General features: G+C 62.7%; 28 protein-coding genes. 9 read left to right on the top strand and 19 right to left on the bottom strand.

The features are described 5' to 3' along the window. Positions 1 to 11 precede the first annotated feature (11 nt). The 7 genes from NKH38_RS07545 to NKH38_RS07515 are packed head-to-tail and all read right to left on the bottom strand — an operon-like array spanning position 12 to position 7,886. Positions 12 to 1,115, bottom strand: a complete 1,104-nt coding sequence (locus NKH38_RS07545; protein ID WP_352761733.1) for a CgeB family protein — start codon at positions 1,113 to 1,115, stop codon at positions 12 to 14. Further along, positions 1,112 to 2,206: a CgeB family protein gene (locus NKH38_RS07540; RefSeq protein ID WP_352761735.1), complete on the bottom strand. Its 1,095-nt coding sequence runs from the start codon at positions 2,204 to 2,206 to the stop codon at positions 1,112 to 1,114. Before NKH38_RS07540 ends, NKH38_RS07545 begins: the two co-directional genes overlap by 4 nt. Continuing rightward, positions 2,203 to 3,333, bottom strand: coding sequence for a CgeB family protein (locus tag NKH38_RS07535; RefSeq protein ID WP_352761737.1), 1,131 nt, complete (start codon positions 3,331 to 3,333; stop codon positions 2,203 to 2,205). Before NKH38_RS07535 ends, NKH38_RS07540 begins: the two co-directional genes overlap by 4 nt. 2 nt (positions 3,334 to 3,335) lie before the next feature. Next, positions 3,336 to 4,436, bottom strand: coding sequence for a glycosyltransferase family 4 protein (locus NKH38_RS07530; RefSeq protein ID WP_352761739.1), 1,101 nt, complete (start codon positions 4,434 to 4,436; stop codon positions 3,336 to 3,338). Further along, positions 4,421 to 5,713: a TIGR04295 family B12-binding domain-containing radical SAM protein gene (locus NKH38_RS07525; protein WP_352761741.1), complete on the bottom strand. Its 1,293-nt coding sequence runs from the start codon at positions 5,711 to 5,713 to the stop codon at positions 4,421 to 4,423. Before NKH38_RS07525 ends, NKH38_RS07530 begins: the two co-directional genes overlap by 16 nt. Further along, on the bottom strand, positions 5,710 to 6,783 hold the full coding sequence (locus NKH38_RS07520) for a GDP-mannose 4,6-dehydratase (protein WP_352761743.1): 1,074 nt from the start codon (positions 6,781 to 6,783) through the stop codon (positions 5,710 to 5,712). Before NKH38_RS07520 ends, NKH38_RS07525 begins: the two co-directional genes overlap by 4 nt. Further along, entirely contained in the window at positions 6,780 to 7,886 is a 1,107-nt protein-coding gene (locus NKH38_RS07515; RefSeq protein WP_352761745.1) for an NAD-dependent epimerase/dehydratase family protein, read from the bottom strand. The genes NKH38_RS07520 and NKH38_RS07515 overlap by 4 nt, the downstream gene beginning before the upstream one ends. A 217-nt stretch (positions 7,887 to 8,103) precedes the next feature. Here NKH38_RS07515 and NKH38_RS07510 point away from each other — a divergent pair, with 217 nt between their 5' ends. Beyond that, on the top strand, positions 8,104 to 8,379 hold the full coding sequence (locus tag NKH38_RS07510; RefSeq protein WP_023667991.1) for a hypothetical protein: 276 nt from the start codon (positions 8,104 to 8,106) through the stop codon (positions 8,377 to 8,379). A 214-nt stretch (positions 8,380 to 8,593) separates the two neighbouring features. Here NKH38_RS07510 and NKH38_RS07505 read toward each other — a convergent pair whose 3' ends face one another. The 4 genes from NKH38_RS07505 to NKH38_RS07490 all read right to left on the bottom strand — a co-directional run bounded on the left by NKH38_RS07505 (position 8,594) and on the right by NKH38_RS07490 (position 11,921). Further along, entirely contained in the window at positions 8,594 to 8,920 is a 327-nt protein-coding gene (locus tag NKH38_RS07505) for a low affinity iron permease family protein (RefSeq protein ID WP_023687797.1), read from the bottom strand. 110 nt (positions 8,921 to 9,030) lie between these two features. Continuing rightward, positions 9,031 to 9,513, bottom strand: coding sequence for a DUF2269 family protein (locus NKH38_RS07500; RefSeq protein WP_023691442.1), 483 nt, complete (start codon positions 9,511 to 9,513; stop codon positions 9,031 to 9,033). Next, positions 9,513 to 10,799 (bottom strand): SDR family oxidoreductase, encoded by a 1,287-nt coding sequence (locus NKH38_RS07495; protein ID WP_352761748.1) that lies wholly within the window; start codon positions 10,797 to 10,799, stop codon positions 9,513 to 9,515. The genes NKH38_RS07500 and NKH38_RS07495 overlap by 1 nt, the downstream gene beginning before the upstream one ends. A 165-nt stretch (positions 10,800 to 10,964) precedes the next feature. Further along, complete coding sequence (locus tag NKH38_RS07490) at positions 10,965 to 11,921, bottom strand: NAD(P)/FAD-dependent oxidoreductase (RefSeq protein ID WP_031214590.1); 957 nt, start codon at positions 11,919 to 11,921, stop codon at positions 10,965 to 10,967. A gap of 188 nt (positions 11,922 to 12,109) precedes the next feature. Here NKH38_RS07490 and NKH38_RS07485 point away from each other — a divergent pair, with 188 nt between their 5' ends. The 8 genes from NKH38_RS07485 (at position 12,110) to NKH38_RS07450 (ending at position 18,738) form a co-directional block, all read left to right on the top strand. Beyond that, a complete protein-coding gene (locus NKH38_RS07485) occupies positions 12,110 to 12,451 on the top strand; it encodes a DUF768 domain-containing protein (RefSeq protein ID WP_023696361.1) in 342 nt (113 codons plus the stop codon). A 156-nt stretch (positions 12,452 to 12,607) separates the two neighbouring features. After that, positions 12,608 to 13,642 (top strand): ABC transporter substrate-binding protein, encoded by a 1,035-nt coding sequence (locus tag NKH38_RS07480; protein ID WP_352761751.1) that lies wholly within the window; start codon positions 12,608 to 12,610, stop codon positions 13,640 to 13,642. A 10-nt stretch (positions 13,643 to 13,652) separates the two neighbouring features. After that, entirely contained in the window at positions 13,653 to 14,420 is a 768-nt protein-coding gene (locus NKH38_RS07475) for an ABC transporter permease (RefSeq protein ID WP_352761753.1), read from the top strand. Continuing rightward, the gene (locus NKH38_RS07470; RefSeq protein ID WP_352761755.1) at positions 14,420 to 15,091 is read left to right on the top strand and encodes an ABC transporter ATP-binding protein; all 672 of its coding nucleotides are present in this window, start codon (positions 14,420 to 14,422) and stop codon (positions 15,089 to 15,091) included. The genes NKH38_RS07475 and NKH38_RS07470 overlap by 1 nt, the downstream gene beginning before the upstream one ends. Beyond that, positions 15,088 to 16,263 (top strand): lanthanide ABC transporter ABC transporter substrate-binding protein PedA1, encoded by a 1,176-nt coding sequence (locus tag NKH38_RS07465; protein WP_023815904.1) that lies wholly within the window; start codon positions 15,088 to 15,090, stop codon positions 16,261 to 16,263. Before NKH38_RS07470 ends, NKH38_RS07465 begins: the two co-directional genes overlap by 4 nt. Next, on the top strand, positions 16,251 to 17,213 hold the full coding sequence (locus NKH38_RS07460; protein WP_023729523.1) for a PQQ-dependent catabolism-associated beta-propeller protein: 963 nt from the start codon (positions 16,251 to 16,253) through the stop codon (positions 17,211 to 17,213). Before NKH38_RS07465 ends, NKH38_RS07460 begins: the two co-directional genes overlap by 13 nt. Then, positions 17,210 to 17,935 carry a lanthanide ABC transporter ATP-binding protein PedB/LutE gene (locus tag NKH38_RS07455; RefSeq protein WP_352761758.1) on the top strand — a complete coding sequence of 242 codons (726 nt, stop codon included), beginning with the start codon at positions 17,210 to 17,212 and terminating at the stop codon, positions 17,933 to 17,935. The genes NKH38_RS07460 and NKH38_RS07455 overlap by 4 nt, the downstream gene beginning before the upstream one ends. Continuing rightward, positions 17,932 to 18,738, top strand: a complete 807-nt coding sequence (locus NKH38_RS07450) for a lanthanide ABC transporter permease protein PedC (RefSeq protein WP_023681112.1) — start codon at positions 17,932 to 17,934, stop codon at positions 18,736 to 18,738. Before NKH38_RS07455 ends, NKH38_RS07450 begins: the two co-directional genes overlap by 4 nt. A 1-nt stretch (position 18,739) precedes the next feature. On the opposite strand, the gene NKH38_RS07445 is transcribed toward NKH38_RS07450, so the two are convergent. The 8 genes from NKH38_RS07445 to NKH38_RS07410 are packed head-to-tail and all read right to left on the bottom strand — an operon-like array spanning position 18,740 to position 25,259. Next, positions 18,740 to 19,156 (bottom strand): c-type cytochrome, encoded by a 417-nt coding sequence (locus NKH38_RS07445; RefSeq protein WP_023681113.1) that lies wholly within the window; start codon positions 19,154 to 19,156, stop codon positions 18,740 to 18,742. Then, positions 19,137 to 20,015, bottom strand: a complete 879-nt coding sequence (locus NKH38_RS07440; protein WP_352761761.1) for a cytochrome c oxidase assembly protein — start codon at positions 20,013 to 20,015, stop codon at positions 19,137 to 19,139. Before NKH38_RS07440 ends, NKH38_RS07445 begins: the two co-directional genes overlap by 20 nt. Beyond that, a complete protein-coding gene (locus NKH38_RS07435; protein WP_023681115.1) occupies positions 20,012 to 20,353 on the bottom strand; it encodes a hypothetical protein in 342 nt (113 codons plus the stop codon). The genes NKH38_RS07440 and NKH38_RS07435 overlap by 4 nt, the downstream gene beginning before the upstream one ends. Next, positions 20,353 to 20,958, bottom strand: a complete 606-nt coding sequence (locus tag NKH38_RS07430; protein ID WP_352761763.1) for a cytochrome c oxidase subunit 3 — start codon at positions 20,956 to 20,958, stop codon at positions 20,353 to 20,355. The genes NKH38_RS07435 and NKH38_RS07430 overlap by 1 nt, the downstream gene beginning before the upstream one ends. Next, positions 20,955 to 22,931, bottom strand: coding sequence for a cytochrome c oxidase subunit I (gene ctaD / locus NKH38_RS07425; protein ID WP_352761765.1), 1,977 nt, complete (start codon positions 22,929 to 22,931; stop codon positions 20,955 to 20,957). The genes NKH38_RS07430 and ctaD overlap by 4 nt, the downstream gene beginning before the upstream one ends. Then, positions 22,928 to 23,941, bottom strand: coding sequence for a cytochrome c oxidase subunit II (gene coxB / locus NKH38_RS07420; RefSeq protein WP_023696353.1), 1,014 nt, complete (start codon positions 23,939 to 23,941; stop codon positions 22,928 to 22,930). Before coxB ends, ctaD begins: the two co-directional genes overlap by 4 nt. After that, positions 23,938 to 24,471 (bottom strand): c-type cytochrome, encoded by a 534-nt coding sequence (locus NKH38_RS07415; RefSeq protein WP_023681119.1) that lies wholly within the window; start codon positions 24,469 to 24,471, stop codon positions 23,938 to 23,940. The genes coxB and NKH38_RS07415 overlap by 4 nt, the downstream gene beginning before the upstream one ends. Beyond that, a complete protein-coding gene (locus NKH38_RS07410; RefSeq protein ID WP_352761768.1) occupies positions 24,468 to 25,259 on the bottom strand; it encodes a substrate-binding domain-containing protein in 792 nt (263 codons plus the stop codon). The genes NKH38_RS07415 and NKH38_RS07410 overlap by 4 nt, the downstream gene beginning before the upstream one ends. Positions 25,260 to 25,308 lie beyond the last annotated feature (49 nt).

Here is a 25,308-nt window from a genome sequence, read left to right as displayed (position 1 = left end):
CTGTCTGCCGTTCATGCTGCACTTCCAATGTCGAGATCGAGGGCCGTCGCCCTTGGTTGGGTCAGCGCCGCCACGAATTCGCGAGCCCTGGCCCCACCGGTGTGGGAAGCGAGGACGAGTTTGCGAGCCCGGCCGGCCATGGCCAGGCGTGCGCGCTCGGAGTCGCCAACGAGGATATCGATGACTTCGTCCGTCTCCGCGGCGGTGTGGATCGCCGATGCAGGAAAGAAGCTGTCGAGCCCTGGCCAGTGGTCGCTGACGATGGGCGTGCCGCAAGCCGCCGCTTCGAACAGGCGCACGCTGGGCGACCATCCTGCGGTGATCATGGAACTGCGTGTGACATTCAGCGTGTAGCGCTGACGGCTATAGAACGCGGCGTGATCGGCTGGCGGCAAATGTTCGATGCGTTCGACATTGTCCGGCCAGATGATGTCGGATGGATATTGGGAGCCGGCCACGACGAAACGGAGGTTCGGCATATGCCGTGCGGGCTCGAGCAGCAGAGCGTTCAGCGTTGTCTGCCGGTCCATGCTGTAGGTGCCGAGATAGCCGAGATCCCAGCGGATCGGATCTCCTGTCGGGTGATGCCGTTCTGGATCGACCGAACAATAGAGAGGTTCGGCATGGCGTGCGCCGAAGTCTTGCGCCAGATGGTTGAGCGTTGGTCCGCCAGTGAAGGAGAAATAGACATCGAAGTACGGAATTTGCCGCGAACTCAGATAATCGCAATCGTCGGCTGAAAGCTTGGCCAGGGTCACCGGGGTGTCGATGTCGTAAAAGCAGAGCTGCCCCTTGCAAAGCGAGGCGACGATGTCGATGACCTGGCGTCCTTCTGGAACAAAGGATCCAATGACGATGATGTCGGCCTGCTCCAGGCACTGTGCGTAGTCGCGTTGCAGCTCCGCAGTGGTTTCGTAGTAGCGCAAGGCGCAGAACTCCGGATCGCGCAGATCGCGGTGATTGGCGTACCACGGCACGTTGCGCTCCAGAAAAGTCACCCGGTGACCGAGTCCGTGCAAGCCTTTCAAAAGACCCCGGAAAGTCGTGGCGTGGCCGTTTCCCCAGGATGAGGACAGCGACAGGCCGAGAAAGACGATGTCCAGTTTCTTGGTCATTCCGCTGCCTCCACGGCCCCGTGCTCGAAATGACGTTTGAAGACGGCATCCGCCACATCCGCCCGAAGCGCGTAGGTATGGTCCGCCAGCACGCGGTGAAGTGCGGCTTGGCCGATTGCCTTGGCCCGCCCGGGGGTCAGCGAGCGCATTATTTCGGCGACATCGCCGCCGTCACGCGCGACCAGGATCTCCTCGCCTGGTTTCAGGAACAGTTCCACGCCCAGCCATGCATCCGTGATGAGACAGGCGCCCGCGCCAGCCGCCTCGAACACTCGCGTGGCCGGTGAAAAACCGTTGGCGGCCATGCTATCGCGGCTGATGTTCAACACGGCTTTTGGGGTGACATTGAAGGCGTTGTGATCGCGGGTGCAGACATGGCCGAGCCAGCCTACATTGGTGGGGAGCGGCTTGTCGCCCCAACCCGAGCCTCCGAGCAGGAAACGCTGTTTCGGCAGCTGGCTGGCGGGATCGAGGAAAAACGATTCGACACGCGCTTCACGGTCCGGCAGCCGGTTTCCGAGGAACGCCAGGTCGCAGGCAAAACGCGCTTTGCTGGCGACCGGATGGTGCGTTTCGGGATCGAGCGCATTGTAGATGGGCACGCACTCCTTGGCGCCCATGGCACGATAGGCCCAGACAACGGGATCGCCGCCACCATAGGTCAGCACGAGGTCGATCTCCTGCAGTGCACGATGGAGCGGGTGGTCCGGCTCGTCGCGCAACTGGGCAAGCGTGGCTGGCGCATCCACGTCCCAGAATACGACAAGCGCGTCGCTGCGGGCGTGGTCGAGAACGGCGCGAAGCAGCGCCTCGTCTTCGAAACCGACGCCACTCGCCTTGACGACGATGTCGGCGCCGGCGGCACGTGCCGCGACCTGCATCAGCGCATGCTGGGTCGCCTCATAAACGACGACAGTGCACCAGTCGGGAGCTTCGATGTCGCGGTTCTTCTGCCGGTCGTAGACATCGGGTTCGTAGAACGTGATCTCGTAACCCAATTGCGAAAGTGCCTTGAGCAAACCGCGATAGTACGTCGCGGCACCGTTCCAGTAGGACGACAAAAGGCTCGATCCATAGAATGCGATCTTCATGCGACGGCTTCCTTTGCGGCTGTCGGGACGGCGGTGTGTCGGTTCGCGCATTGCGTGAGCACGCCGAGCAACTCGTCGACGCGGTGGCGGCAGGTGTGCCGCGAGCGGATGGTCTCGAGACCCGAGGTCACCAGGGAGGCCGCAAAGTCCTCGTCGGACAACACCGTCCGAAGCTGTTGCCGCATTTGCGAGCCATTCTCGGCAAACAGGAAGTCGACACCGGGCCTGAAAAGCTGCTCGACATCGGACCATGGCGCTGAAATCAGCGGAATGCCGCAGGCGAGTGCCTCGAACATGCGGATCGTCGGGATTCCGGGCAACCTCTCGCGATAGGGGCGCCGTGGAACGTGAACGGTGACACGATGCGCGGCGAAGGCCTTCGGCACGTCGGCATTGGCGATCCACCCCTCATAGCGCAGTCCTGCGGTGGCCAGATCCGCAAGTGCGGTCTTGGGGTAGCGTACGCCGTGAACAGCGGCATCAAGGCCGAGATCGTGCACCGGCTCGATCAGAAACTCCTTGAGTTCGGCGGTCCGCTCATCATCGCCCCAGTTGCCGATCCAGACCAGATCGGAGGTGGGGTGGATCTCCGGGTGCGGCTTGAACAGGCGATCGTCCGCCGCTTCATGCCAAGTGAAGACGCGCTTGCCCCAGCCGGCGCGCAGATAGCTCTCGCGCAAGGTTTCGCCAAAGGCGAGAACGCCGTCATAGTGCTCCAGCCGGAGCGCCGAGAGTGCCTCGGTCGCAGACACGGCCCGGTGGTGGGTGTCGTGAAAAAGAAGGATGAAGTTGCCGCCGGCGGCCCGGGCACGGCCAATACGTGCGACAAGCTCCGGATCCGTCCACTCATGAACGATCACAACGTCGGCCTCGGCAATCCAGGCTTCGTGATCAAATCCGGCATCGTAGGTCACCGGCATCAGTTCGGGAAAATCCTTGCGGAAGCGTTCGATGGCGAACGACCCCTTCTCAGCCACCAGATTCGACCGGCTCCAGCCATTCGCCGGCTCCAGCGCAATCGCCTGATGCCGGCGCTGGACCAGCTCTCGCATGACGCCGCGCAGGAAATGGGCATTGCCATGGTTCCAGTCGGAAACGACCGAGTGGGTGTAGAACACAAAGCGCATGATCAGCGCTCCGCCATCGCTAAGGCCGCTTTGTCGTAGACGCCGCGCATGGCCGCTGTCTGCTTTGTCAGCCTAAACCTGCGGCTGCGTCGGATGGCTGCCTGGCCAAGCTCTCGCCGGAGCTCGGCATCGCTGGAGAGACGGTTGAGGCAGGCAGCGAGATCGTGCGGATCGCGCGCGTCAAAGAATATCGCGGCCCCGTCCCATAGTTCGCGATAGGTGGCGATATCGGAAAGCACCAGGGGCGTAGCCGACATGGCGGCTTCCAGCGCGGCCAGGCCGAATGGCTCGTAGAGCGATGGCGATACGAAAACGCCGGCGCGAGCCATCAACGAACGCACCTCGTCGGACGGCACTGCTCCCAGAGGAACAGCATGGCTGAAGCTGACATGCTCGCCGTTTGGGCCGTTCGTCGACCCGGCGGCAAACAGAGGCCATCGCGTCAGGGACGCCGCCTGGTCGACCACCGCGGCATTTTTGCCCTCGTCCCACCAGCGGGCAGCAGCGAACACGAGCGGTTGGTGCTTTTCGGCCTTCGGCAGAGGACGGGCACCATTTGTGACCACACTCAAGCGCGCGATCGGGCCGTAGCAGGTCTCTAGCATGTCGGCATGGCTGCGGCTCGGCGCGATGACCGCGTCGGCCCGATCCATGCCGCGTCTGTTGCGCTCCTTCTGCCAGGCCCATGCCCCATCCGCCGCCTGTCCTCTGACCGCATGGAACCAAGTCGTCACGCAGGAATGGGAGACCACCACGACCGGGCATGGCGCGTCGAATCCCGCCGCCTGCGAAGGCGCGTTGAAATGGACAAGGTCGATGGCGTGGTCGCGCATGGGCGCATGCAACTCCCGAGGCAGCGCGTCGAGATCACCGCCGTTCCGGGTCATCCAATCCGGCGGCGTGTTGAGCCAGATCAGCTTCGCGAAAGCCTCCGCCTCGTCGGCCTGCTGCCTGGACGGTGGCGGACCGAGACCGGCAAGCACTACGCTATCGCCGCCATTGACAAGTTCCCTGGCCAGGTCGAGCGCATAGCGCCACACGCCGCCCACGGCGTCGACCGTCATCAGGATGCGCCGCGAGCGCGGCGTCAGTGTCCGCAACATGTCGCCTCCAGTTCCGCCAGCGGACGCGGGCGCCTTTCCTGGATGTCGCTGAACTTCTGGAATGATGCGAGATAGTGATCATGGGCGCGCTCCCAGGCGAGGTCGTCGGGTTCGCCCCAAAGCTCGCGATAGCTTGGCGAACTCGGATATGGATAAAGCGGTACGGGTTCATTGGCCCACACGCCGTTGTCGATGAGGTGCGTTCGCCAGTAATCGACGAGGGCAGGGTCATCCTCGACGACGCCGATCAGATTGGCCTGTACGAATGGAACGTGACGCCTGGCATTGACGAGCAGCGCGGCGAGTTCCTCGGTACCCAGCCGGCAGCGCTTCGCGAGCATCGCACGACCTTCCACGGTCAGGCTTTCGAGACCGGCCTCGATGGAGACGCAGCCGGCCGCACCAAGCAATTCCAGCAGCTCGGGCTTCCAAAGGTCGATGCGGGTCTGCACACCGAACTTCACGTCGCGATGGATCAACGCTTCCAACAGCGCTTTTTGCGGCAGGAAGATTTCATCGATGAAATAAATGTAGCCGACGCCCTGGGCAATCAGCCGATCGATTTCCGCTATGACCGCCTCGTGGTTTCGGCGGCGATAGGCATCGCGGAAATCGATCTTGGCGCAGAAGCTGCAATTGTAGGGGCAGCCGCGCGATGCTTCGACCTCCGCGCCGAACCCAACCTGCTTGTCATCGAACCTGTGATGGTGATGCGAATGGGCTGCGATCCAGTCTGATGGCCATTGGAGTGGCGGATGATCGACAAACGAGCTGGCGTGGACGCCGCCGTTCAAAACCACCTTGGCGTCGCGCAGGTAAGCGGTCGAGGGGACCGCGCTCCAGTCGTCGCGCCGGGCAAGTTCCGCGACGATTTCCTCGCATTCGCCGCGCACAACAATGTCGACGCCAAGCTTGCGCAAGGTTGGCGCGGGCGTAGCCGAGCCATGCGGCCCGACCGCGGCTGTGCGTCCACCGCGCCCGGCGAGACGGTTGAGGAAATCGGCCGGCACGCGCAACTCGGGTGGTGCGCAGCGCCAGAACAGATAAGTCGGGGCGGTACTGACGACCGTCATTGCAGGCGCGAAATCAGCCACACGCTCGGAGAGGTCCGAGTTGTCGAGCTTCTGCAATTGCCCATCCAGCATCAACACCTCATGGCCGGCTGTTTCGAGGAGGGATTTCGAATAGCCGAGTTCCAGCGGGAGATGTGGTTGGCGGCAGCCGAAATAGATGCTGTCGTCATAGGTCCAGAACGGGTTTACCAGGGCGATTTTCATGCGACGTACCTCACGACTTCGGGGCGAGGCTGGAGCCGGTGTTGTTGCAGCCAGTCTGCGAGATCGCGAATGCCTTCGCGCCATGAAACACGAGCTTTCCAGCCAAGCATCGCTTTGATCTTGCGGGTGTCGGCGACGAAGAAGGGCTGATCGCCGGTGCGTTCGCCATCATGGCGGATCGAAAGCTCACGGCCGGTCAAGCTACGGATCTCGCTCAACAGCATGCGCAGGCTGATCGCATTATCGGGGCCGCCGCCAAGATTGAATGCCTGTCCTTTGGTCGTCTCGATACGATCGAGCGTGGCCCTGTAGGCGGCGACCGCATCGGAGACATGCAGTATGTCGCGCACTTGTCTGCCGTCGCCGTAAATGGTGATTGGACGTCCCGTCAGCGCACTCAGCAGGAAGTGCGCGACCCAGCCTTGATCCTCGGTTCCGAACTGGCGCGGCCCGTAAATGCAGCTCATCCGCAGCACCGCCGTCGGCATGCCGTAGGATTTGGCATAGTCGAGCACATATTGGTCCGCCGCGCCTTTGGAGCAGCCATAGGGCGTGCAGAAATCCAGGCCGTGGGTCTCGTCGATGCCATTCGCTTGGATGATGCCGTCGCAAGGCAGGTAACGATCGCCGTCCTCGCGAACCGCGACGTCTGGCAGGCTGCCATAGACCTTGTTGGTGCTGGCGAAGACCACCGGAACAAACTCACTGCTCAGGCGCGCCGCCTCGAGGACATTGAACGTTCCTCGAAGGTTGATGTCGAAATCCTCGTCCGGTTGGACCAGGCTCGTTGTGACGGCGGTTTGCGCGGCCAGGTGGAAGATCGCCTTGGAACTCTTCAGAACGGGCGCAAGCGCGTTGGTGTCGCGCACGTCAATCGTTTCGACCATGAGGCGGCTTCCGTGTTTCTGCGCCAGCCATTCAAGGTTCTGTTCGACGCCGGGGCGGCTGAGATTGTCGATCACCAGCACCGGCTCGCCATCCGACAACAGGCTGTCGGCCAGGTTCGATCCTATGAAGCCGCTGCCGCCGACAATGGCGACGGGCGCGTCGCGTCGATTGCGCGTATTCATGACACCAGCCCACGTTCTTCAAGCTCGCGTTTCATGTCGGCGCCGCGGTCGATGGCGGACGAGTTGCGCACCCAGGAAACGAAATCGGCGAGCGAATTCTCCAGTTGTTGCCTCGGCTCGAAACCGAGCAGCTCACGGGCCTTGGAAATATCGGCGAAGCAGTTGCGGATATCCCCGGAGCGCGCCTTGCCGAGCAACTCTGGCGAGCGGTCCGGCGTTCCCATGGCCTCGGCAAGTACCCGCGCGACGTCGCTGATAGCATAGGCTCGGCCGCTGCCGATGTTGATGACGTGACCCCTTGCCTGGCGTTGCTGCAGCGCAAGACGAAAGGCGCGGGCGACGTCATCCACATGGACGAAATCGCGTTTCTGTTCGCCATCCTCGAAGATCATTGGACGTTGGCCGTTGGCGAGACGCGAAGCAAAATTGGCCAACACGCCGGTATAGGGGTTCGATAACGCCTGGCCGGCGCCGAAGACGTTGAACAGGCGCAGCGCGACCGTATCGATGCCATAGGCTTCGCCGAAGATCAGCACGGCGCGTTCCTGGGCGTATTTCGTCAGTGCATAGATAGAGGCGAGATCGACCGGCTTTTCCTCGTCCGTCGGCAGGGAGGAGAGGGGTTCGCCTTCCGGCGACAGCGGATTCCACTGTCCGTTTTTGATGTCGCTCGCCTTGCGCCGGGCATTGTCGATGCGCCGGCCGTCCGATGTAGCATAGAGGCCCTCGCCATAGACACTCATCGATGAGGCGACGACAATGCGCTCGACCGGGTGTTTGATCAGCGCCTCAAGCAGCGTCGCGGTGCCGAGATCGTTGGTGCCGACATAGCGCGCGATCTCGTACATCGACTGTCCGACGCCGACTTCCGCGGCTAGATGAATGACCGCGTCAACGCCTTCCAGCGCCTTGGCGACCGCCTCCCGGTCCCGAATGTCGCCCTTGATCAGCTCGGCCCCGGCGGGAAGGGCGACTGTTTCGCCTGCGTGCACCTGCTCCAGCAGCACATCCAAAATGCGAACCGAATAATCCTGCTCGATGAGTTCCTGGGCGACATGCCGGCCAATGAAGCCGCAGCCCCCTGTAACCAATATCCGTTTCACGACCACTCCTAAGACAGGTAATCTTGGCGACCCGAACTTTTCGGCAAAAGGTTTGTTCCCTTGGCTTCAACAAAGTTCCTTTGGCCGGCTTCGTTCGGAAGCAGCCACATCGCGCTCGCCGCGCCGTGCCGGAACATTGCCGCCCTTGTGCTGTTAGGACGCCGGCAGCCCCGACGATGCCCGATGTTGGCAACGCCGATGATCAAAGGAGATTTCAATGTCCCAGTCGCAAACGACCACCAATCACGACGAAATCCGCAAATGGGCCGAGGAGCGGGATGGACGGCCGGCAGTGGTTCGCACCAAAGGCGCGGGCGGCATCCTGCGGATCGACTTCGGCAAACCCGAGGAAGCATTCGAGCCGGTCGAATGGGACGAGTTCTTCCGCATATTCGACGAGAACGATCTGGCCTTTCTTTACCAGTCCAAGACTGGTGACGGACAAACCAGCCGTTTCAACAAGTTCGTCGAGCGCAACCAGAAAGGCGAATGACGCACTTCGAGCCGGCCGATTGCCTGACCTGGTTCTCGGGCAAATTTTTCTGGATACAGTGGAACAATAGAGGGCTCCGATCCTTCGGTCGCTGAACCACAGCCGCAGCAAGGATCGAAGGCCTGGGCCTGAGCGCAGGAGGCGGCGGGGCTGGATAGGCGTCAAAAGCTGGAAACCCGCTACTCGTCCTGCCGTGAAACCAAAACGCCGCTCATCAGTCGTCCTGCTGCTTGCGGTGGCGGTGTTTTTCGATTTCCTCGGGCTCTTCATCGTCGATCCGCGTGATGTTCGAGGCATTGTGGTCTGATCGCAGGATCTCATCCAGTTTGGCGTGAATGGCCTGAGTGTCGCGGTGCTCGGCACGCTGGATGAATAGCGTCATGGCCCACGTAAACAAGGTAGCCGCTCCATGCCAGTCCAGGGTCTGTCGCTCGAAGATCATCCAAAGGATTGCGTAGACCAACAGGATCAGGAATGCCGCGGGGCGGGAGGTTAATGTGCCGATTGAAGTAAGCACGCCGGTGACGGGATGATTGGCCATGCGAAAGAACTCGCGGCAGTGACCGTGGTTCCCGACCGCAGTGCATCGCGCCGGCACGAACCAGCTAGGCGCGACGGATGAATTCACGGCGCAGTGCTTGCCGATCGCAGCTACAACGATGACCACTCGATTGCCGGGCGCGCAATCATCAGCCAGAAAATGGCGAGCACGGCGCCGAAAGCTGGGAAGCCGAAGACAAACCAGCGTCTGAACAGCTGATGGTAGCGCTCGGGAGGAGGTTGGTTGGAGAGTGCGGCCTGTGTGGCTAGATTTCGCATCTCGATCTGCATCCACACGACAGGCAGCCAGAACAGGCCCGTTAAGATGTAGAGCAGGATCGAGAGAACGATCCATCCTTCGGACAGCGAATACCCCGCAACCCTAGCGAGGCCCAGTCCGGTCAGAGGTTGTGCGACAACGGCCGTAGCCGTGAACAGGAAATCAGCCAGCACGACAATTCGGGCGACAGCTGCGATCGTCGCGGCATTTCCGGTCCGGTGTGCCAAAAGCATGAAAAAAGCAATGCCGGCACCAGTTCCGAGCAGCACAGCAGCGCCGATCACGTGCAGGTATTTAAGCACGAAGTACGTCATCAGCGTTCCTCCAGAATGGCCAGCGCTGCAAAATGCAGAACGAGGATCGGGAGGATTTTGATCAACGGCCCGAGTGGCTCAAGCCAAAGATCCGGCCGCAGAATGCTCCCAGCGATCGCATAGAAAAGCGATACCGCGATTGCGCCGAAAAGACCAAGCCGGCTGGTTGGGCGCCAGGCGATAAGCGCCCCGACGGCGATGTCAGCCAGCGCGCCGGCGACTACCGCCGGTTCGGCCAAGGGGCCGGCAGCAGTGCCAATCAGCAAGTCAACTCCGCTGCGCCAGCCGGCAGTGAGGGAAATGATGCCGGTCATGATCCAGAAGAGCGGCAACATGACAAAGAGCGCCGGCTTGACGAAGTAAAGACCGGCGAACCATCGCTCCTGCACCGTCGCAGGATTTAAACGCAGTGCAGATGTAAGACTTGATGGTTGAATGCCGGTCGCCGTCATCCAGGGTTGGGGATCGCCGACAGCGCCACGGGCAATCTCTTTTGCTGCATTGCTGCGCATCGGCGGGCGCCAGCCCAGCTGAGCCGCGGCATCCCCGAACCTGTACAAGATAGCTGCGGCCCAATTCGGCAAGATGAACTCCCGAGCACTGCTCCATCCGAACCAGCGGCGATAGCGACCCACGACCTCGCTCATCGAAAGTGCCTCGGGCCCAGCCAGGTCCAGCGTGAGGTGCGATGGGCTGCCGGGTTTGAGGAAGAACAGGACGGTGGAGATGACGTCATCGAGTTGGACGACTTGGAGACGGCCCGTGCCGGGCATCAACGGCAAGAGCGGCAAAGCCGCGAGGCCGCGAAACAGTGCACTTGCGCCGAAGGCCGGCCTTCCCAGCACTACGGAGGGGCGCAGGATGACCCAGTCAAGGCTACGTGCCATCAGTGCTTCATCGCCAGCAAGCTTGCTGGCGGAAAAGGCGGACGGCTGCTGGCGATCGACCCCGATGGCAGAAAAGTGAATCACCTTGTTCACACCTTCTTGCTCACACGCGGTGAAGAGAGCCGAGGCGCCGGTAGAATGGACATGCCGGGTGTTTTCCCGGGCACTATCCTGCAGGACGCCGGCACAGTTTACGACGGCGTCCACACCGGCGAGATAGGGGATCCAGTCCTGAGGTCGCAAGGCCCGTGCCATATCCAGGGAAACGGTTTGGATCTGCGGGTGGACGCCAGTGTCTGGGTGGTGAAGCACGCGAACCACTTCATGACTCTCGCCGGCCAGGCGCGCGCAAAGCGCGGCTCCAATCAGACCTGACGCGCCGGTGACGAGAATTTTCATTCCTTCCTCCAGCCGTTCGCCAGCGCGTGCCCGTCCATCAACCCAGCGGCTGCGCCTGGGACAACTCTAGCAAAGCCGAAGCCGGTAGTCTCACGCCGGGTGGAACAGGTTCCGGGCATCAACGCAGCCAAAGGTGAGCCGGTACGGTGCGTTCGCATCTGCAGGTTAACTTCGCCGGAAGTTCGTCGCCGGCTCGGCGCAATCGCGGAGGTCGTTATGAATGTGAGTTGCAGCCTTGGCGGCGTCTCCGAACGCAACAGCAATTTGATTGAGCCCCTCGGCCACGTCGCCAATGGCATAGAGTCCTGGCGTTGAAGTCTCAAGGTGTCGGTTGACCAGGACATAGCCTTCTGCGTCACAGTTAGCCCCCAGAGCAACCGCTAGTTCGGAGCGTACGTCGCTGCCCATCGAAGGGTACACCACATCGATGTTGCGCATCGGGGCGCCCTCGGCCATGACGACATCGAACCCGGTTCGTCGAGGGATCAGGTCATCGACAGCGTCCCAGATTTCAACTCCGCCTGCCAAGGCGGCGCCGCGGGCAGCTTCGGAAACATCATCCTGGTTATTGGCGAGCAAGGCGACCTGACTGCCATATCCCTTCAGGAACAGAGCCTCCCTGACGGCGAGATGCTCCGGACCAACAACGCCGATGCGGCTACCCCGGGCCTCATATGCATCGCAAACCGGGCACAGTCTGACAATGCCGGTTGCGATCGCCTCCTCCAGTCTTTCAATGGGAGGTGCCTTGTCCACAATGCCCGTTGCCAGAATCACGCGCCTTGCTTGGACAATCCCGCAGGTGGTCGTCAGAACAAAAAACCCCTCGCGTTTTTCGGCGTGGCCTACGCAACCATGGACAAGGCTCGCGCCGTATAGCTGTGCCTGGGCTCGTAGGCGGCCGAGCAGTTCTTCCCCGCTGATGCCGTCGGGGAAGCCGGGACAGTTACGGGATTTTGGGATGAGCTTGGCACGCGCATGCCCCGCGTCGAGCGAGATCACCGAACGCAGAAACCTGGCTAAATACATGGCTGCAGCGAGCCCCGCGGGGCCGCCGCCGACGATGGCAACGTCAAAAACTTGTTCGCCCGAAAAGCTTGGTTCGCCCGAAAAGCTTGGCATCGGGCCTAACTTCAACTCAACGAGCTTGTTCCACAGGGTCGAAATGGACGCAATCAGGATACACATTGCGCAATAAGAGTGAACTCCAATCGAGTCGTGAAGAGAAAGGCCACTGCCTCATCAAGCCTGCAAAAACCCCGTGGCTCCCAACGCTGTGAGTACAGCGCCACTGGGAAAGTGAACGCATCATGGAACTTCGGCTCACCGTCGCGCTTAGTTTGGCGAAAGGGTGGTCTGAGATGAGCGCGACCAGAGAGTTTTTTCAAAACTGGCTACAGGAGAATGTCGGCACACTTCCTGGTCGAGAGGAAGTCAGCGTCGCTGTGCTCGCTCAGCAATTCGAGCAGGATGCCGAGGTGGCTGGTTATGGGCGTGAAGTAAGGGAGGACGAACTCGGAAACATCGAAGATGCTATCGTGCAAGCGATCGAGAACGCCGGGTCCGGGGTGCAGAGCCCGAGCTCCGAAAAGAGCGATCCGGCACCTGTAATGGACGCGTTGGAGGTCGATGATGCCAAGAGCGGACCGTAGCCCCTGACACCTTCTTCTGTTCGCCTGAACAAGCCCCCCGGGCTGCCATACGAGCCGAAAACGGACCTTAGGTGCTTTCCCGTTAGTTCCATGCACCATCGAGGAACATTCCTGCCGCCACCGCGTTAGGAAAGTTCCTTCACACCCGGTGCGCCCGTGCTGACTGCTACCCTTCCAGGCGAATGGCTGACCCGGCATGATCAGGGTCACATCTCGCGGCGGGCCGCTCTTGCGGGTATTTGTTGCTGGCTATTGGGTGCTTCCGCAGAAGCCGCGCCACAGCCATCGCCGCTCGTGCGATTTGGCGTGCTGGGATTTGGCACCGCCGCCTGGGAAGTTGACGTCATGCGGCGACATGCGTTGGACACCGTGCACGGCGTATCAATCGAGGCTCAGCGGCTTGCCGGTACCGAAGCCGGTAAGACCGCATTGCTGGCGGGCAGCGTCGACGTCATCGTTTCGGACTGGGTGTGGGTCATGCGCCAGCGCAGCGAAGGCGCTGATCTGGTCTTCTATCCCTATTCTCGTGCCGTCGGCGCGCTGGAACTGCCGCAAGGCTCGTCCATTCGAACTCTTGCGGACCTCAAGGGCAAAAGGCTGGGGATCGCAGGTGGTCCGCTGGACAAAAGCTGGATCCTGTTGCGCGCGCTCGGCCTCCGTCAGGTGAAGCGCGATCTTGCTGAAGAGGTGGAGCCAGTGTTCGGCGAGCCGCCTTTGTTGGAGCAGGAATTTCTGGCGGGGCGACTGGATGCACTGCTGACGTTCTGGAATTTCGCCGCCCGTCTCGAGTCAGAGGGGGCAACGCCTCTGCTCAGTGTCGCGCAAATCCTGCAGGGGCTTGGCGTATCCGTGGACTTGCCGATGCTCGGCTACGTCTTCCATGAAAGCTGGGCGCGGGCCAACCCGATCGCCCTCGCTCGATTCACGAGCGCGACCGCGGCAGCGAAGTCGCTGCTCGAGTCTTCGGACGACGAGTGGCGGGTGCTCGCGCCTCAATTGGGCACGGACGATCCTCACCTACAGGCGGCGTTACGCGCCGCCTATCGAGCCGGAATCCCTCGTCGGTTCGGCAAAGACGAACGTGATGGCGCGGCCCGGTTGTTTGCAATCCTGGCCGAATTGGGCGGCGAGGATCTGGTCGGCAAGGCGACGAGCCTCGATCCTGGTGTCTTCCGGGCCATACCGGCTTGAGCTCGCGCCAATGACCGATGTCCCAGCGTTCCCCATCACAATGCAGCGTTGGCAATCGGCTGCGGCATTGCTGACCATGGTGCTCGTCTGGCAGATTGCATCATCGATCGCCGCCGATCGCCTGTTTCCTGGTCCGGTCCAGGTTGTTTCGGTTCTCCTGCACGAAGTGGTTCGGGGCGAGCTGCCATACCATTTGGGCATCTCGCTTGCGCGCGTCGTGGCAAGCCTCGGGTCGGCAATCGTCATCGGCGCGGCCCTTGGCTACGCGGCAGGCCGCTCGCACAGAGCCGACATATGGATGAGGCCTTGGATCGTGTTACTCCTCAACATGCCGGCGCTGATCACGGTCATTCTAATTTATATCTGGCTTGGTCTTGCCGAGACTGCGCTTGTCCTTGCGGTCGCGCTCAACAAGATCCCCAATGTCGTGGTGACTATTCGTGAAGGCGCCAGCCGGCTGGACAAGGACTTTGCCGAAATGGCTGAGCTCTATCGCTTCGGGCGTGCTGCAAAGCTGCGGCATGTCGTGCTGCCGCAATTGGCGCCGTTCTTTCTCGTCACCCTGCGCAGCGGGCTGGCATTGACGTGGAAGATCGTGTTGCTCGCCGAACTGCTCGGCCGCTCCAACGGCGTCGGGTTTCAGCTACAGGTCTATTTTCAGAACTTCGACGTCACCCACATCCTTGCCTATGCGATCAGCTTCGGCGTTGTGATGCTTGCCATAGAGTATGGACTGCTTGTGCCGTTGGAAAGTCGTCTGTTCGCCTGGCGACGCTGATGCTGAGGATCAGGATCGAGGACAAGACTTTCCCCGGTGACGACGGCCAGCGCCGGACGATCTTTCGCGCGCTGTCGCTTGATATAGCCGACGGACAGGTCTGCGTCCTGACCGGCCCTTCCGGTGTCGGCAAGTCGACGCTGCTGTCGATCGTTTCGGGCGCCGACCGCGAATTTCGCGGCAGCGTGAGCGGACGACCGCTTCCGATAGGCATGCTGTTCCAGACACCGAGGCTGCTGCCCTGGCTCACCGCCTTGCGCAATGTAGAGCTGGCCATCCCGGATCGCGCGCCCGATGCGGCCCGGTGGCTTGCCGCTGTCGGCCTGAAAGGCAATGAGAAGAGCTATCCGCAGCGACTCTCGGGCGGCATGGCGCGGCGCGTAGCGCTTGCCCGGGCGCTCGCCGTGGAGCCTGCGCTCCTGCTCCTCGACGAGCCATTCGCTTCACTCGACGAGGCGACCGCGCAAGCCATGCGCCGCCTGCTGCAGGATTGTTTCGCCAGTCGGCGGACTACCACGCTGCTGGTTACGCATGATCTCGCCTATGCCTCGTCGCTGGGGGATCGGGTTATTGTTCTGGAGGGATCGCCTGCGCGCATCGTGCGCGATGTCGCAATCTCACGTGGCGATGAAGCGGGATCGTCGCGCTTTGGGCTGGGGGCGACACAATGAGACTGATGCTGGGCCTTCTCTTTCTTTTGCTGATCACCGGCCCTGGCGCCACCGAGCAACAGACGATGGTGATCGGGTATATCGGCCAGGAGCGCAAACCGGCTCTGCCCCTTGGACCCCTTGATGAAACCGTCACCGACGACGGCCTGCAAGGCGCACGGCTCGGCATTGCCGACGACGAAAGCACCGGCCGGTTTCTTGGGCAGAAATTTCGGCTGGAGGAAAGAATATTGAAACCAACCGAAACGCCGGACGACGCGGTAAGACAATTCGCCGATGCCGGCATCGCCTTTGTCGTCGCCGATCTCGACGCCAGTCAGCTTCTACAGGCCAGTGCCGCGCCCGGTGCCGAGCAGATGACGTTGCTCAACAGCCGGGCGCCGGACGACGTGCTTCGCCAACAGGACTGCCGTCGGAACGTGCTGCACACGATCCCGAGCCGCGCCATGCTCGCCGACGGGCTGGCGCAGTATCTCGCCTGGAAGCGCTGGCAGCGTTGGTTCCTGCTTGTGGGGCCGCATTCGCAGGATCAGGCGATGGCGGCGGCCTTTCGACGGGCGGCGGCTCGCTTCGGAGCCGAGATCACGATCGACCAGCCGTGGACATTCAGGCCCGCCAACGGACGTGCCGATACAGGGCATGTCACGCTGCAGACCGAAATACCCGCGGTCACGCAGGTCAGCGACTATGATGTGCTCGTGGTCGCCGACGAGGCGGATGAATTCGGCGCCTATCTGGAGGGCCGCACTGCGCTGCCGAGAATCGTCGCCGGCACGCAAGGGCTGGTCACCACAGGCTGGAGCGCTGTCAGCGAGGAATGGGGCGCCACGCAACTGCAGGACCGTTTCCACAGGCAGGCAGGGCGCTGGATGTTGCCCAGCGACTACGCGGCCTGGCTCGCTGTGCGCAGTATCGGCGAAGCGGCGACGCGCCTGCACAGTCTCGATCCCGCGGCAATCGGCAGATATATACGCGGCGACGCGTTTCTTCTCGCTGGCTTCAAGGGGCAGGGGCTTAGTTTCCGTCCTTGGGACGGACAGATGCGCCAGCCCATTTTGATCGCCGGGCCTCGCCTCTTGATTTCCAGCTCACCGCAACCGGGCTTCCTGCATCAGCGCACGCCGCTCGACACGCTGGGCATCGACCTGGAGGAGAGCACATGCAAGTTCTGATGACGCTGTTGTTGGCGGCGTTCGCTCTTGCTGCTCCCGCCGCCGCCGAGACCATCTACGTTTCCAATGAGCAGGACAATACCGTCGCGGTCGTCGACGGCGTGACAATGACTTTGCTGGCGACGATTGATGTCGGCCGCCGTCCGCGCGGGCTGGCGCTGTCGATCGACAACAAGATGCTGTTCGTCGCGGAAGGCGACGACAACCGCATCGACGTGGTCGACGTCGCGAAGCGGCGGGTCGTCGGGGAATTGCCTTCGGGAGCCGATCCGGAATTCTTCGCAGTCCATCCCGATGGCAAGCGGCTGTTCGTCGCCAACGAGAATGACAATCTGGTGTCGGTGGTGGACATCGCCGCGGCCAAGGTCATCGGCACCGTGGATGTCGGCGTCGAACCGGAAGGAATGGCGGCCAGCGCCGACGGCCGCTATGTCGCCTGCACTTCGGAGACCACCAGCATGGTGCATCTGATCGACGCAGGCACGCTTGAACTCGTCGACAATCTGCTGGTCGATACCAGGCCGCGCGCGGCTTTATTCTCGCCGGACGGGAAGCAATTCTGGGTGTCCTCGGAGATCCGGGGCACTGTCACCGTCTTCGACACGGCAACGCGCGCGCAGACCGGCAAAGTCGAGTTCGAGGTGCCGGGTATACGACGCGAGGGTGTGCAGGCGGTCGGCATGGCGACGTCTCGCGATGGCACGACCGTCTATGTGGCGCTCGGCCCCGCCAACAGGATTGCGGAAGTCGATGTGAAAACGCTGGCGGTCCGTCGGCTCTACCTTGTTGGTCAACGACCCTGGCACGTTGCGCTCTCCGGCGACGAGAAGCGCCTGGTCAGCGCAAACGGGAATTCCGGCGATATTTCGTTTATCGATCTGGAAAACCAGGAGGTGGTGAAATCGCTGCCGGTAGGGCGGGGGCCGTGGGGCGTCGTGATCGGGCCATGAACGCCTTGTCGGTCGAGAATCTGGGCCATAGTTTCGGAAACCGGCAGGTTCTCGACGGCGTTTCTTTCTCTGTGGCCCAAGGCAGGATGTGCATCTTGCTAGGCCGCAATGGCGCCGGCAAGACGACGTTGTTCTCGCTGATCACCGGTCTTTATCACGCCCGCTCCGGCTCGGTGCATGTCTTCGACCAGGCGATGGATGTCAACCCGTCCGCCGCGTTGGCGCAGATGGGGGTCGTCTTCCAGTTGCCGACCCTCGATCTCGATCTGACGGCCGGCGAGAACCTGCGTTACCACGCGGCCTTGCATGGGCTTAGCCAGGCCTTGAGCAAGGAGCGCTCCATCCACGAACTCGGCCGGCTGGACGTGCTGGACAGGATCGACGATCCTGCCCGAGCGCTTTCCGGGGGGCAGCGTCGCCGTGTCGAGATAGCACGCGCTCTGATGCATAGCCCACGCCTTTTGCTGCTGGATGAGCCGACCACCGGGCTCGACGTGCCGGGCCGCCGCGCGCTCGAGCGGCACGTGCGGGAGCTTTGCCGCGAGCGCGGCATTGCCGTCCTGTGGGCAACACATTTTCTGGAAGAACTAACGGCGGATGACGATGTGGTGGTGCTGCATCGAGGCACAATGCGGTGGGCCGGCCGCGCCGATCGCCTGGCTACCGATCTCGGTGTAGCGAGCACGGGCGAGGCCTTCGCGTCGCTGACGGAGTCCGAATGAAAACGTCTCACGCGGTGCGCGCGCTCAACGGCATCCTGCGCAGGGAGATGCTGCGCACGTTGCGGCAACGCGGCCGGCTGCTCTCGGCGATGGTACGGCCGCTGGTCTGGCTGGCAATCTTTGCCGCTGGCTTCCGCTCCGTTCTCGGTCTGTCGATCACGCCACCCTACCAGACCTATGTTCTCTATGACGTGTATGTGGTGCCCGGGCTAGCGGCCATGATGCTGCTCTTCCATGCCATGGCGAGTTCGCTGGCCATGGTCTACGATCGCGAGATGGGCAGCATGCGCCTGTTGCTGACCGCACCATTGCCGCGCTGGTACCTGCTTGCGGCGCGCCTGCTGGCCAGCGTGATCGTCGGCGTGCCGCTGGTCTATTTGTTTCTGTTGATCGCGCGTTTCTGGGATGTGCGGCCGCCCGTTCTCGGCTACGTCGCGGTATTTCCGGCGCTCGTGCTGGCGGGCCTGATGCTTGGCGCGTTCGGCCTGCTTGTCTCCTCGGTTTCGACACAGATGGAGAACTTTGCCGGTGTCATGAATTTCGTCATCTTTCCGGTGTTCTTTGCCTCGACGGCGCTCTATCCGCTGTGGCGGCTTGCCGAGGCGGGACCGGTGCTGGCAACAATCGCCGCCTGGAACCCGTTCAGCTCGGCGGTCGAGCTGATACGCTTCGCGCTCTATCTGCGGTTCGATCCTGTCGCGGCGATTGTGGTCCTTGGCTGCCTCATCGCCTTCTTCCTCGCGGCGGTCATCGGCTACGATCCCGGCCGCGGCTTGTGGTCCCGGCGCGGCGGCGAGGGCTGATTTACCTCAAAGCATAGAGATAAGCGGCGATGTCCCGCGCCTGTTGCTCGGTGATCCTCGTCGACGGCATGGCCGTGTGCGGATTGACTTCCCTCGCCGAGCGTATCCAGCGGATCATGTTCTCCGGATTGTTTGCCAGCAGGCCACCGATAAAGACCCTGTCGGCAAGGCCACCGTCCAGGCGGGGTCCGACCTGGCCTTGCGCACCCGGCACGCCGGGTATCGTATGGCAGCCGGAGCAGCCATTCGCCGTCATGATTGGAATGGCGCGGGCGCCTACGCCGCCGGTCGCCGCATCCGACTCGTGCCGGACGCGCTCGCGCCTGTCGGACCACAAAGTCGCCGCTGCGACAGCCGCAGCCAGCAGCAGGATTGCGGCAAGGGCGCCCCCGATCAGCCTACCCAGGTCGGAGCGCATGTGTTGCCTCCCTGGTTGCGCTGCTGCTTATCCAGAGGCCGGCGAGCAGCAAGGCGGCGCCGCCATAGATCAAGCCTGCCGGAACCCACATTACCAATCCGGCGAGCTGCTGGTCCTCGATCGCGGTCATTCCCCACAATGCCGCGCCGGCGCCATTCTCCGGATACCAGAGTTTGGGCGAGATCAGCAGCAGGACACCGAGCAGGCCGGTATGGAGCGAGGTGAAGAAAAGATGCATGACGGAGTTGCCATAGGTCTGCTGTCGACCGGGGCGCGGTAGGAGCGCCCACCAGAACAGCAAGGCTGTGCCGAGGAAGCTCGCATGCTGGGCATAATGAAGAAAGCCCTGCTGGAGCGCTGACTGGAACAACGCCGGAATGTGCCAGATCCAGATGGCGACGCCGTGAATGATCGTCGCGTTGAGGGGGCGGATCACCAGGGCCCAAACCGATTGCAGCGTCTTTGCGCGCGTGAGCTTGCCCGTTCCGCGGCGAAGTGAGGCCGGCAAGGACCAGAGCAGGACTGCGCCTGGGCACGCGGCGACAAGGAGAGGCGCCGCCACCGCCATCAGCAGTTCATGCTCGATCATATGGGCGGCAAACACTCGCTCGCCGAGCGCATGGATGGGGCTGACCAGTGCTGCCGTCAGCACGCCCCAACCGGCGGCGAACAACAACGCCTGCCGCATCCGCTCGGGACGGCCTCGGCTGCTGCGGCGCCACAACCGAGTCGCTCCGATGGCATAAAGGAAGGCAATCGCGGCCAGCGGAAACGTGATGGGAAATGCGAGCGTCCATCCGGCCTCGGGCGCGCCGGCGCCGTAGCAGATCGAGGTCGAGAAGATCGCGTCGAAGCTCATCGCAGGCACTCGTCGAGAATGAGAGCCGCGCTGCCTTGCATGATGATGACGAGGGCAAACAGCAATGCCGCAAGCATGCCGAGATCGGCGACGAACTGCTCGGTGCTGCGCGTGCGCTCAGGCTTGAAGGCGGCGCCGCCCTGCCGCTTCGCCCGCCATGACAAGGCACCGCCGAGCAGCGAAAGCACGGCGAGCACCAGTGCCACGGGAAGCACCACCGGCACCTGGCGGTTGCACTGCCATGGTACGAGTGCGTAGTTCAGCTGCGTCGAGATTGCCCAAGCCATCGGCCCCGACAGAAGACCACCCCAGGACGTTCCCATTTTCAACGCACGCATCAGCCTAGCCTCGGCATCCAGTAGATGAGCAGATAGATCGGGATCCAGGTCAGCACCACGAAATCCCAATAGAAGACATTGTCGCCGACATCGCCGAAGCGCCGGCCGCTATAGCCATGGCGTGTGAACATCAGCACCGTCAAAACGATGGTGTCGCCGACATCGGTGATCAGGTGTGTGGTATGCAGCCCGAGCAGCACCCAGAGCATCGAACCATAGGCGTTCGTGTCCCAGTAGATGTTCAGCGCCGGGAATTCGAACCAGCGCACGACAAGCGGGGCCAGACCGAGCAGCGACATCACCACCAGCCCGATCCGCACCGGCACGATCGCGCATTGCTTGGCATGGCCGTGGAGCATGTGGTTCGGCACCACGCTGATGATGAACAGGATGGTGACGATCGTTCCGGGCCAATGGTTGGGGTGCGGGGCGCTTAGACGCCAGTTGGGCCACAAAGTGGCGAGATAGAGATAAGCGCCGGCGGCCAACGCAAAGCCCATGCCTTCCAGCGCCATGAAGCCGAGCGTTCCCCACCAGGTCGGGCTGCGCGGACCATGTCCAAAGGTTGGGAGGTCCGAAAGATCCAAGCTGGGACGCTCACTCATCCCTCATCCTCCGGGTCGTCCTTGGGCCAGAACCAGCCGATCAAGGTGATGGCGATCGGCGCGGCGCCCCAGACGATCGCCCAGGGCGTGAAGATCGAATAGACAAACGTACCGCCGACGGCGATTGCCGCCAGCAGCGGCCAGATCGACGGTGTCGCCGATTTCTCGCGAATGTCGGGATGGGCTTCCGCCACGGTTGAGATCAACAGCTCACGGACATCGACGCGGAGACCGGTCGCCACAGGCAGCGCCTCGCGTTCGGCCCAGAGCGGCTCGACATGTGTGACAATCGGTATCCGCGCGAAATTATAGCTTGGCGGCGGCGAAGACGTCGCCCATTCGAGCGTACCGGCATCCCAGGGATTGTTTCCGGCCAGTGCGCCCTTCAACGCGCCGTGTACAAGATTGAACGTGAACAGTACGAAGCTGAGGAAAAAGAGCACCGCGCCGGCGCTGATGAACAGGTTGATGTTGCCCCAGCCAAGCTCGGCCGGATAGGTGTAGACCCTGCGTGGCATGCCCCAGAGCCCGACGAGATGCATTGGGAAAAAAGCCGCGTTGAAGCCGATGAAAGCCAGCCAGAAATGCCAGCGCCCGAGACGCTCGCTCATCATGCGGCCGCTGATCTTGGGGAACCAGAAATAGGCCGCGCCCAGCAGCGGGAAGACCGAACCGCCGATCAGCACGTAATGGAAATGGGCGACGACGAAATAGGTGTCGTGCACCTGGAGGTCCAGCGGCACCGAAGCGAGCATGACGCCGGTGAGGCCGCCGATGACGAAGATGAAAAAGAAGCCGAACACGAACAGCAGCGGCGTGCGCATCACCGGCCTGCCGTCCCACAAGGTCGCCAGCCAGCAGAAGATCTGGATGCCATTGGGGATGGCGATCAGCATGCTCGACGCGGTGAAGAAGCTGGCGCCGAGCTTGGGTAGCCCCGTCGCGAACATGTGATGGACCCAGAGGCCGAACGAAAGGAAACCGACGGCGATCAGCGACAAGACCAGCCCGAGATGCCCGAACACGGGACGCCGGGCGAAGACCGGGATGATCGCGGAGACCATGCCCGTCGCCGGCAGGAAGATGATGTAGACCTCGGGATGGCCAAAGAACCAGAACAGATGCTGGAAGAGCAGTGCGTCGCCGCCCTCGGCCGGGTTGAAGATATGTGTGCCGACCAGCCGGTCGAGGATCAGGAAGGTCGAGGTGATCATCACCGCGGGCATGGCGAAGACGACGACGAAGGAGGTAACCAGCATTGCCCAGACGTAGAGCGGAATCCTGTCCAGCGACATGCCGGGGGCTCGCTGCTTGAACACGGTGACGATGGTTGCCACCGCGACGGCCAGGGAGGATACTTCTGTATAAGTGATCATCTGGGCCCAGACGTCGGCCCGCTTGCCCGGCGCGAATTCGGGGCCTGACAGCGGCACATAAGCAAACCAGCCGACGTCGGGCGCCATGTTGAGCGCGAAAGACACCCAGGCGAATATGCCGCCCGAAACATAGATCCAGTAGCTGAACGCATTCAGGCGGGGAAAGGCGATGTTGCGGCTGCCGACCATCAGCGGGACGAGATAGATGCCTGTCGCCTGCACGATGGGCACGGCGAACAGGAACATCATGGTCACACCATGCATCGTGAACAGCTGGTTGTAGAGGTCCGGGCCGATCAGACCGCGCTGCGGCCCTGAGAGCTGGATGCGCATGGCGACAGCGTTGAGCCCGCCCAGGCACAGAAACACGAAGGCGGTGATCAGATAGCGCCGTGCGACGACCTTGTGGTCGACGCTCGACAGCGCGCCGATGATGCCGGGGGGCGTGCGCCATGTCCGCGCCAGCCAGCGATCCAGGCTGGCATCGTCCATGCCGGTGTCGCGCGGTCCGTCATGCTCGGGTGCGACGTCGCCCGCGGTAGAGGTTTCACGCACCGGCGGCAGGTCGCGTTCGCTTGTGAGGTCCGCGCTGCTCATTTAAGCGCCTCGAGGTAGGCGACCATGGCGTTGAGTTCGTCGCCGCTGAGCTCCACCACCGGCATGTGGGATCCAGGCTTGATGCCCTGTGGGTCGGCTATCCAGGCGGCGAGATTGCCGCGGCTCATTGTCAATGTCCCGGCGGCAAGCGTCTGCCGGCTGGCTATATGGGTGAGGTCAGGGGCGACCGTTCCTCCGGCAGGCGTGCCGCCTATTCTGTGACACATCACGCAAGGGCGCTTCAGAAACAGATCCTGGCCGGCCTTGGCTTCGTCCCCCGTCGGAGTAGCGGCCGGCTGCAACTGGTCGTTCCACCAGGCGTCGAACTTCGCACGCGGCTCGGCGATGATGAAGGTGCCCATGTTTGCGTGCTGCGCCCCGCAGAACTCGGCGCATTGACCTCGGTAAACACCAGGCTTGTCGGCCTTGAGGTCGAGCACGTTCATGTGGCCGGGAATGAGGTCGAGCTTGCCCGAAAGGCTCGGAATCCAGAAGGAATGGATGACGTCGGTCGAGGTCAGAAGAAGCCGCACCGGTTCCCCGGCGGGGATATGAATCTCGTTCGCCGTGGTCAGGATGCGGCTTGGCGTGGCATCCTCATAGCGCACCTCCCACCACCATTGATGGCCGGTGACCCGAATGGTCATTGCGGCATCCGAGCCGATCGCGGCGAGCGTCCTGTTGGCGAAGAAGCTCAGCAAGGTCAGTCCGATCAGGACAATGGCGGTCAATCCGACGGCGGTCATCACCGCGCGCAGCTTCCGGTCGTCGGCGCCGGCCTCGATCGCGAGCGGCTCCGCCTGCGCGCGCGACCGCATCATCAAGGGCACGACGAGGGCGATCATCACCAGCACCCACACCACGGCGCAGAGCGCGGTGAAGAACCAGATCAGCCATGCCAGTTCGCTCGCCGCGGGACCTTTCGGGTCGAGGGCGGATTGCCAGCCCGCGCAGCCCTGGAGCAACAGAGCCCCGGCGGTGGCGAACGCCATCGAGACGAGACGTTTCACGGCGACTTCCCCAGCGTGGCCGCGTCGGGCATGCGGTTTTCCGAAGGATGCGCCATCATGTCGTCATTGCGTTGCGGTGCGGCGGAAGACGGCGCGTTGCCGCTCAGCGAGCGCACGAAAGCCGCGAGCTCCCAGATCTGGTCGTCGGGAATCTTGTCGCGGAAGCTCGGCATGCCGTTTGGCCGACCGTCGCGGATCGTGGCATGGATGCTTTCGATCGAGCTGCCATAGAGCCACTTCTGGTCCATCAGGGCCGGCCCCATGCCGCCGCCGCCATTGGCGTGGCATCCCGAACAGTTGAACCAGCCGAAAAGCCGTTTCCCTTCGCTCATGTGGAAGGCGTTGGCCTCGAAGCTCGCCGCCTTGTTGTCGCTGGCGGGGGGCCGCTGTCCGCCGGGCTCCAGCGTGGTCACAGGCGTCGGCTGCTCGCCCGATCCGAGCGCCGATTGCGGGCGCGTGTCACGTTCCTCGCGCTGGCAGGCAGCGAGCGCCAGGACTGGAAACAGGAGCATGGCCACCGCGGCTCTCATCGCACCGGGCTCCCCGAGGGATCGAGGCGGGGCACGCCATACTGTGACAGCAAGGCATCTATCTCGTCCTTGTGCCTGGACAGGGCGCCATTGACATCGCCGCGCAGCGCATCGTCTTCGCGGCGGACGCCCATCGAGATGTCGTAGATCATCGGCAGTTGCGGTCCGTCGATGCGGGGCGCAACCGGCGTGATGCGGAGCGGCACCTTCTGCCTGGCGGCGAAGTAGCCGGCGAGGGGGCCCCAGACCACGGCAAGGTCGATCTCGCCACTCGCCACCGCTTCGACGATGCGCGCCGGCGGGTTGGGGGCGGAATAATCGCCATAGACCGGATAGCCAACGAGGTGCCCGACGATACCGCGGCGGCCAAGCGCCTGGACCGGAGGCGAATTGGCGCCATCGTCGCCGATGAGCTGAACACCGATCCGCATGTCGCGCAGCCGCGGATCATTGAACGATGCTACGTCGGGGCCGTCCCTGCGGGTGACGAAGACATAAGACGATCGGTAGTAGGGCGTGGTGGTGCGCAGCATTTCGAGGTTGCTCGGCGTGCCCGGCACGAGATCGCATAGACCGGCCTTCAGCGTGTTTCGGATGAAGCCGCGGCGCTGCGCCCACCAGGTATAGGTCAGCTTCGCGCCGAGATCGGACGCAACGATTTCGGCGATCCTGTTCTCGAAGCCCTGACCGGCCGCGTTGGAGAACGGCATGTTGTTCGGATCGGCGCAGACCCTCAACTCACGTGCGTCGGCTGTGGCCGTCAAGAACACGAAGGCGATGGCGGCCATGCCGATCACCAGCCGTTGACACGCCTTTCGCGCCGGACCTACGGTCAAG

Origin of the sequence: Mesorhizobium sp. M1078 (assembly GCF_040318615.1) — a bacterium.
Lineage (GTDB): Bacteria > Pseudomonadota > Alphaproteobacteria > Rhizobiales > Rhizobiaceae > Mesorhizobium.
This window is presented reverse-complemented; position numbering and strand designations above follow the sequence as displayed.